A 7,113-nucleotide genomic window follows, 5' to 3' on the forward strand; every position below is an offset into this window, starting at 1 on the left:
ATCAAACGCCCACACTTATCGACTGTTAATTTTTAAAGAACCTTATTCGGTACTGCATCTGCTGTTTGCTTCGAATCGTTGTGTTCGTCAGCAGCAGAGGAGTGAGATTATGCAGTGTTTCGCGATCTTCGTCAACCCCTTGTTTGCTTCGACTCAGATTTCTCTGTGAACCTTTGCCAACGTAACTACTTGATTACGTTAACACTTTTGGGTCAGTGCCGAAGCGGAGGCGAACTATAGCAAACCCCACGCGCCGTTGCAAGAGCCTTCGCCTCACTTCGCCGGAACAAGTTCGATCACCTGCCCCGCTGCCTTTTCCACTGCCTCACGCGAGTACAGNGTGCCGAAGCGGAGGCGAACTATAGCAAACCCCACGCGCCGTTGCAAGAGCCTTCGCCTCACTTCGCCGGAACAAGTTCGATCACCTGCCCCGCTGCCTTTTCCACTGCCTCACGCGAGTACAGCAACGGGAAATACTTCCCCTCCGCCCAGCTGGCCGCCAGGTCGCGATAGTGAGGATTGCCCGGATCACCCGACTGTCCGGGCGTGTTGATTGCCCGCGAGTTGTCCCAGTTGCCGACATCCAGCACCATGCGGAACGACGCGCCATGGATCTGCCAGAAGTTGTCCGCGTGGTAGCCCGACACGTTCACAGTATGCAGCCCTCCTCCGCGCGGCAGCGGTCCGACATTCACCTGGGCGCGGCCAGCGCTGTCGAGGATCGGCGCCATCGGATGCACGAACATGCTGAAGTGCAGCTTGCCCCATTGCCAGCGCTGCGGATCGCTTCCCTGCAACGACCGCATTTCGGCCCACGCCGCCGCCAGGCTGTTCAACAACACCGCATCGCGTTTGCGTAGCGCGTCCGCGCCGAAGCGCGAAGCCGGCTGCTCGAGCGCGTCGATCAGCACGCTCGCATGCGGCGCATCGATCGCCGCCGCCAGTTCCGGCGCCAGCACCGCCGTCTTGAACGCATTGCCCAAGTGGCGCGACCACCATACTTCATACAAGGCGGCAGCCGCCGACGTCGCCTTCTCCTCGCCGTCCCATGCGCCCAGCAGGCGCAGCGCCGCCTGGGTATCGCGGTCCGGCGACGACAGGCGTCCGAGCAGCGCCACCAGCCGCTTCGCGTTGAGCGACACCACGTCGTTCTGCAGCCGCTCCATGTCTTCCATGCTGGCCTTGGGTGTCGCGGTGAGCACTTCGGCGATACGGCGCGCTCGCGCATTGTCCGGCCACTCGAAACCGAGCTTGTGCTCGCGATACGGATAGTCGCCCGGCAGGTTCATCTCGTTGGCCGACGCGAACCAGCCCTGCTTCGGGTTGTAGGCATACGGCAGCCGGGCGCCGTCGAGGAAGCCCTTCCACTCGTAGCGGCCATCCCCCGGCACCGGCATCAGGCCATCCCAGTTGGGGCGGATCGGCGCCAGCCCGCCCGTCACCCAGCCGATGTTCCCGGCGGTGTCGGCATAGACCTGGTTTTCGGTCGGTGCGCCCCAGCGCCGCATCGCGCGCCGGAACTGCGTGAAGTCCTGCGCCTTCATGTAGTCGATGCTGCCGAAGTACGGCGCCATGCCGGGCGCGTTCCATGCGGTGCGCACCGCCAGCGCCAGCCGCTTGCCGGCGTTCTGGTAGATCACCGGTCCGTGGCGTGTGAAGCGCAGTTCGACCACGCTGGCCGGCCGCCCGCGCACTTCGACCCGTTCGCGCATGATGCGGAAGTCTTCCCATCCGTTCCCGTAGCGGTACTGGTTCGGATTGGCGGGATTGGTGTGATAGACGTACAGATCTTCCTGGTCGATGCTGAAGATGGTCAGCCCGAACGCGACCTTGCCGTTATGCCCGATCGACACACCCGGCAGCGCCGGCTCGCCGGCCCCGATCACGTCCAGACCCGGCGCATTCAGGTGCACGATGTAGCGCAGCGACGGCGCGCCATAGGCGCGGTGCGGATCGTTGGCCAGGATCGGCCGCCCGGTCGCGGTGCGCGACGGCGCCAGCACCCAGTTGTTGCTGCCTTCGAGCGTGGCTGCGTCAGGCAGCGGCACGATCGGCGCCGGGTCCGTGTGCGCCGCCAGCTGCGCGCGGCGCGAAAACCGCACCGGATCGGTGGCGCGCTGGAACACCTCGAGCGCATCGTCGGGCAGGCAGGGATCGAGCCCTTCCGGCACCCGCGTGGTCCACGCCGGCGACAGTCTGGCGCGGACGGCGTCCGCTTCCAGGCCGTTGGCGCCTGCGCGGCACACCATGCGCGCCCGCGCGAACTCGTGGGTCAGGTTGCGCGTCAGGCCATGGCTGCGGATGCGCACCACGTCCTCGGCGCGCCACCTGGCCGGCTGGTAGCCAAGCTGGCGGAATTCGAACGGCAGCAGTTCCGGTCGGCGCGCGACGTGGTCGATATAGGCGTTGATGCCGGCCACGAAGCGCGCACTGGTGCGCTCGGCGTCCTTGCCATAGGCCTGCCATTCAGGCGCCATCGCGCCGCGGTACAGGAACAGGCGCGCGGCCCGGTCCTGCTCCACGTAGGCTGGGCCGAACACCGATGCCAGTTGCCCCAGGCCGCGGCGGCGCCACAGGTCGATCTGGAACAGGCGATCGCGCGCGGCATTGAAACCCTGGACGAAGAAGACGTCGTCCTGGCTCGCCGCATAGATGTGCGGCACGCCCCACTTGTCGACCACGATGCGCGCCGGCTTGGCCAGGCCGGCGACTGCCACTGGCGCGCCCAGGGGCTGGGCAACTGCGGGCAGCGCGGCGCAGGCCAGCAGCGCCGCGCCGAGGCAGGCCGGGCCCCTCACGCCGCCGTCGCCGCGGCGGCCACGGGCGCTTGCTGCTTGATGCGCATCGGCGGGATGGTCCAGTAGGTGACGGCGCGCCACAGCCACTCCATCGGGCCATATCGGAAGCGCGACAGCCACAGGTGGCTGAACACGATCTGCAGCGCGGCCAGCACCACCACGAACAACATCTGGTCGACGCGCGAAACGCCCCAGTTGCCGAAGCCGTAGCCGAAGAAGAAGGTCGACGCCGCCAGCGACTGGGTCAGGTAATTGGTGAGCGCCATGCGGCCAAACGGCGCCAGCACCTTGACCCTGTTCAGCGGCGACGCGCTGTACAGCATCAGGACCACCAGGCTGACGTAGCCGATCGAGGCTGGCAGGTTGCCCAGCATTTGCAGGCCGGATGCGAACTGCCAGCCGTCGGCGCCGCGCGAACCGGGAATCGGATGCATGGCGATGGTCGAACCGATCAGGCCCATGCCGACGCCAAGCGGGATCCCGAACAGGGCCAGCTTGCGAAACAGCGGCAGGTGCGCCTGGGCGCGCTCCATGATGCCGGCGCGGACGAACCAGGTACCGATCAGGAACATGCCGATCAGGATGGCGGCGAAACCGACCTCGCCTTGCGCATGCTCGGCGAAGCGGCCGGCGCGCAGGGCTACCACCTCGCGGTAGGCGCCCTTGCTCAGCGCCGCGGTCTCTTCCTTGATCCGCTGTTCGCGTTCCATGCGCGCCTTGGCCCGTTCGGCCTCTTCTTCCTTCTCTTTCTTGATCGCTTCCTGGGTCACGGTAGGTTGTTGCTGCTGCGGGAAGAAGTACTGCGAAGCGCCGGCCGCGGTCATCATGAAGAACATGAAGCAGTAGATGCCGACACCCAGGCGCCACGGGCGTCCCGGCTTGTCCGCGTGGTAGCGCTTGGTGAAATAACCGAGCACGGTGAGCGCGAAGCCCAGTGCCGGCATGGCGAAGCGCGCTTCGCGCGGCGCGTCCGGCACCGCCCAGCACACCGCGCCGGCAACCAGTGCGATCGCGCCGAACAGCATCAGGATGAAGCCGATCACCGGCGGCTGGCCGAAGCGTTTCAGGCGCTGGTCGCCGCGCAGCCACCAGGCGGCCACGCCGAAGAACGCCAGGCCGCCGGCCATGCCGAACAGCCAGTTCATACCGGGGATGAAGCCGGCGCCGATGCACAGGACCAGGGCCAGCAGGATCCATTTGGCGCGGCCATACAGCACGATCAGCAGGGCCGAGGCGCCGACGGCGTAGCTGACCAGGATGTCGCCCGCGAACAGGAAGATATGGTGCAGTGTCCCGAACACCGCCAGCGCCGCGATGCGGCGCATATAGGGCACCAGGAAGCTGCGCTCGGCGCGTTCGGCGCGGGTCAGCATCACGGCGAAGCCCATTCCGAACAGCAGCGAGAAGATGGTCCAGAACTTACCGGTGACGAAGTACTGGACGAAGTAGCTGACCCACAGGTTGGCGCCGCTCAGTCCCTGCTGCATGCCCGAGCCGATCGACGCCGTGGCGCGGTTGAAGAACTCGACGTTCATCACCAGGATGCCGATCAGGGCAAACCCGCGGACGACGTCGAGTGACTGGATGCGTTCGTTGCTCGCCACGGGCGTCAACGCCGCTGCTGCTGCTGGCTTGTCCATTTCCATCCCCTATCGATGTCAGTCTGGAGATCGTAGTCCGGCCGTGCATGGGCGGTGCTGACCATGCGACGAAATGCAAAAAGACGCTCTCGAAACGTTGTTTGCGCGGCGCTTAGTTATTTTGCATGAGCCTGTCGGCAGCTCGGCAATGCGCTACCATCGCTTGCAATTAGCTTGCGTGCGATCTATATTGGACCGATGAAATCGACTACCGAACCCTCTGTCGCAGCACCCCAATTGGACAGCCAGCTGTGCTTCGCGCTGTACTCGACCTCTCTGGCGATGATGCGCGTCTACCGCGGCCTGTTGCCGAAGCTTGGACTTACTTACCCGCAGTATCTGGTGATGATGGTGTTATGGGAACAGGATCAGCTGACCGTGTCCGATATCGGCGAACGGCTGTTCCTCGATTCGGCAACACTGACCCCACTGCTCAAGCGCATGGAGGCGCAGGGGCTGGTGCAGCGTGTCCGCGCGCGCAGCGATGAACGGCAGGTGATCATCAGCCTGACCGAACAGGGCAACAGCCTCAGGAAAGAAGCTGCCGAGATCATGCCGGCGGTATTGTGCGCGACTCAGTGCTCGGTGGACGAAGTGTCGTCGCTGCGCGACCAGCTGGTCAGCCTGCGCAAGAGCCTGAACGACAACGCCGGCTGAGCCGGCGTTGTTGGAGGATGCCGGTCAAGCCGGCGTTGTCGCATGGCGCCGTCAGGCAGCGATGCGCAGCAGCGACGCGTCGCCTTCCAGGCGGAATACGCGCACGGTGTTGAGCAGGTTGTTGGCCTGATCCTTGAGAGAGGCCGCCGCTGCCGCTGCCTGTTCGACCAGGGCGGCGTTTTGCTGGGTCACGATGTCCATCTGGTCGACGGCGTGATTGACCTCCTGGATACCGACATGCTGCGCTTCGGTGGCGGCAGTGATCTCGGCGATGATGCCGCTGACGTGCTGCACGCTGCTGACGATGTCGTTCATCGTCACGCCCGCCTGCTCCACCAGCTTGGTGCCCGCGTCAACCTGGCTGACCGATGCGCCGATCAGCGCAGAAATTTCCTTCGCCGCGGTTGCGGAACGCTGCGCCAGATTGCGCACTTCGCTGGCCACGACCGCGAAACCGCGGCCCTGCTCGCCGGCACGGGCGGCTTCCACCGCCGCATTCAGGGCCAGGATATTGGTCTGGAAGGCGATGCCATCGATGACGCTGATGATCTCGGAGATCTTGCGTGACGATGCATTGATCTCTTGCATCGTATCCACCACGGCGTTGACCACGTCGCCACCTTTGCGCGCGACGGCGCTGGCCGAGGCGGCCAGGGAGTTGGCGTGGCGCGCATGCGAGGTATTTTGCTCGACAACCGAAGCGAGTTCTTTCATCGAGCTGGCGGTATGGCCGAGCGAATTCGCCTGCTCTTCGGTACGCATCGACAGGTCATCGTTGCCGGCGCTGATTTCGCTCGATGCCGTGGCGATCATGTCGGTGCCGCCGCGTACTTGTGCAACGATGGTCTGCAGGCTGAAGCGCATCTCGCGCATGGCGTGCATCACGCTCGCTTCATCTTTCGCGCCAACTTCGACATCGACGGTCAGATCGCCCGAGGCAATTGCCGTGGCGATGCGATTGACTTCGACCGGCTCGCCGCCGAGCTGGCGCAGCAGATGCGCGGTGATCGCGCTACCGACCACCACGCTCAGGACGACGGCGGCCAGCGTCACAAACACGATCGTGCCCTGGGCGGTGGCGATCGCCTCCTGGGCGGAAGCGGTGCCCTGCTCCACATGCTTTTGCACCTCCTTGATGACGCGGTCGATGTCCTGCACGTTGCGACGGCGCAGCGGACTGCATTCGTTGACCAGGAAGGCGCCGTATTCGGTCATCTGTCCGGCGTCGCGGTATTGGCGCGGGCGATTCAATTCATGCGCCATCTGCAGCAGGCCTTCGCGCATTTTCGCGAAATTGGCATTGCCGGCGAACAGCGGAGTCAGCGCTTCCAGTTCTTGCAGATAGTGCGCTCTGTGCTCATCCAGCAGGGCCAACTCGCGTTTGGCATTGGTATCGTTGGGGAAGATGAATGCGTTACGCGCCGCCAGACCGGTCTGGGCCAGCGATTCGCGCAGTTCGTACAGGCGCTCGAGTTGCGTGACGCGCACGGTGTTTTGCGCAGTCATCTCCCGACCGACATTTCCCAACCCGCGCCACGCAATCACGGCGAGAATGACGATGAGGATACCGACCAGGCCGAACCCTATCCCGAGCTTCGCCCTGGTGCTGAGTGTGGAAAGTTTATTCATTATTGGGAATTTCAATGAGAGTAATAGATTGTTGCTAAAGGTGATAAACCAATTCGCAAAAATGCATGGAGGACGGATTATAAAGAGTTGCTACCAGCGCACGGTTGATGCTGGACGGAAAGCACTATTATTTGTGCGAATTGCTCTTTACATTGATGCGTTTACGCAAATGACCCACAAATGAAGGCAAGCTTCATGTTGTTGTACGAAATTTGGTATAGATTGCGCAGCTCATGCTCGACGGCTGATGACCCTGCTGCGAAGCGCTCGGTCCGTCGTCGAAGTACATAGGGAAATGCCTGCGGATTGACTTTGGGACGCAGAACGCAAAAAAGCCCGCTCAAATCATTGAGCGGGCTTTTTCTATATAACTAGCCTGACGATAACCT

General features: G+C 63.6%; 4 protein-coding genes. 1 reads left to right on the forward strand and 3 read right to left on the reverse strand.

Annotated features, from left to right (window positions below):
• Nucleotides 1–398: 398 nt before the first annotated feature.
• Both QPK27_RS24840 and QPK27_RS24845 read right to left on the reverse strand, forming a co-directional pair.
• On the reverse strand, nt 399–2,798 hold the full coding sequence (locus tag QPK27_RS24840) for a penicillin acylase family protein (protein WP_374047119.1): 2,400 nt from the start codon (nt 2,796–2,798) through the stop codon (nt 399–401).
• Nucleotides 2,795–4,438 (reverse strand): DUF418 domain-containing protein, encoded by a 1,644-nt coding sequence (locus QPK27_RS24845; protein WP_290420832.1) that lies wholly within the window; start codon nt 4,436–4,438, stop codon nt 2,795–2,797. The genes QPK27_RS24840 and QPK27_RS24845 overlap by 4 nt, the downstream gene beginning before the upstream one ends.
• Before the next feature lie 198 nt (nt 4,439–4,636).
• On the opposite strand from QPK27_RS24845, the gene QPK27_RS24850 reads away from it, so the two are divergent.
• A complete protein-coding gene (locus QPK27_RS24850; RefSeq protein WP_290420833.1) occupies nt 4,637–5,095 on the forward strand; it encodes a MarR family winged helix-turn-helix transcriptional regulator in 459 nt (152 codons plus the stop codon).
• Between the two features lie 51 nt (nt 5,096–5,146).
• On the opposite strand, the gene QPK27_RS24855 is transcribed toward QPK27_RS24850, so the two are convergent.
• A complete protein-coding gene (locus QPK27_RS24855) occupies nt 5,147–6,601 on the reverse strand; it encodes a methyl-accepting chemotaxis protein (RefSeq protein WP_290420834.1) in 1,455 nt (484 codons plus the stop codon).
• Between the last annotated feature and the right edge of the window lie 512 nt (nt 6,602–7,113).

Source organism: Massilia sp. YIM B02443 (assembly GCF_030411955.1).
Classification (GTDB): Bacteria; Pseudomonadota; Gammaproteobacteria; order Burkholderiales; family Burkholderiaceae_D; genus Telluria.

Excerpts from the sequence above, each read along its gene's own strand:
- QPK27_RS24845 (WP_290420832.1), bottom strand. The coding sequence starts at position 4,438 with ATGGACAAGCCAGCAGCAGCAGCGGCGTTGACGCCCGTGGCGAGCAAC.
- QPK27_RS24850 (WP_290420833.1), top strand. The coding sequence starts at position 4,637 with ATGAAATCGACTACCGAACCCTCTGTCGCAGCACCCCAATTGGACAGC.
- QPK27_RS24855 (WP_290420834.1), bottom strand. The coding sequence starts at position 6,601 with ATGACTGCGCAAAACACCGTGCGCGTCACGCAACTCGAGCGCCTGTAC.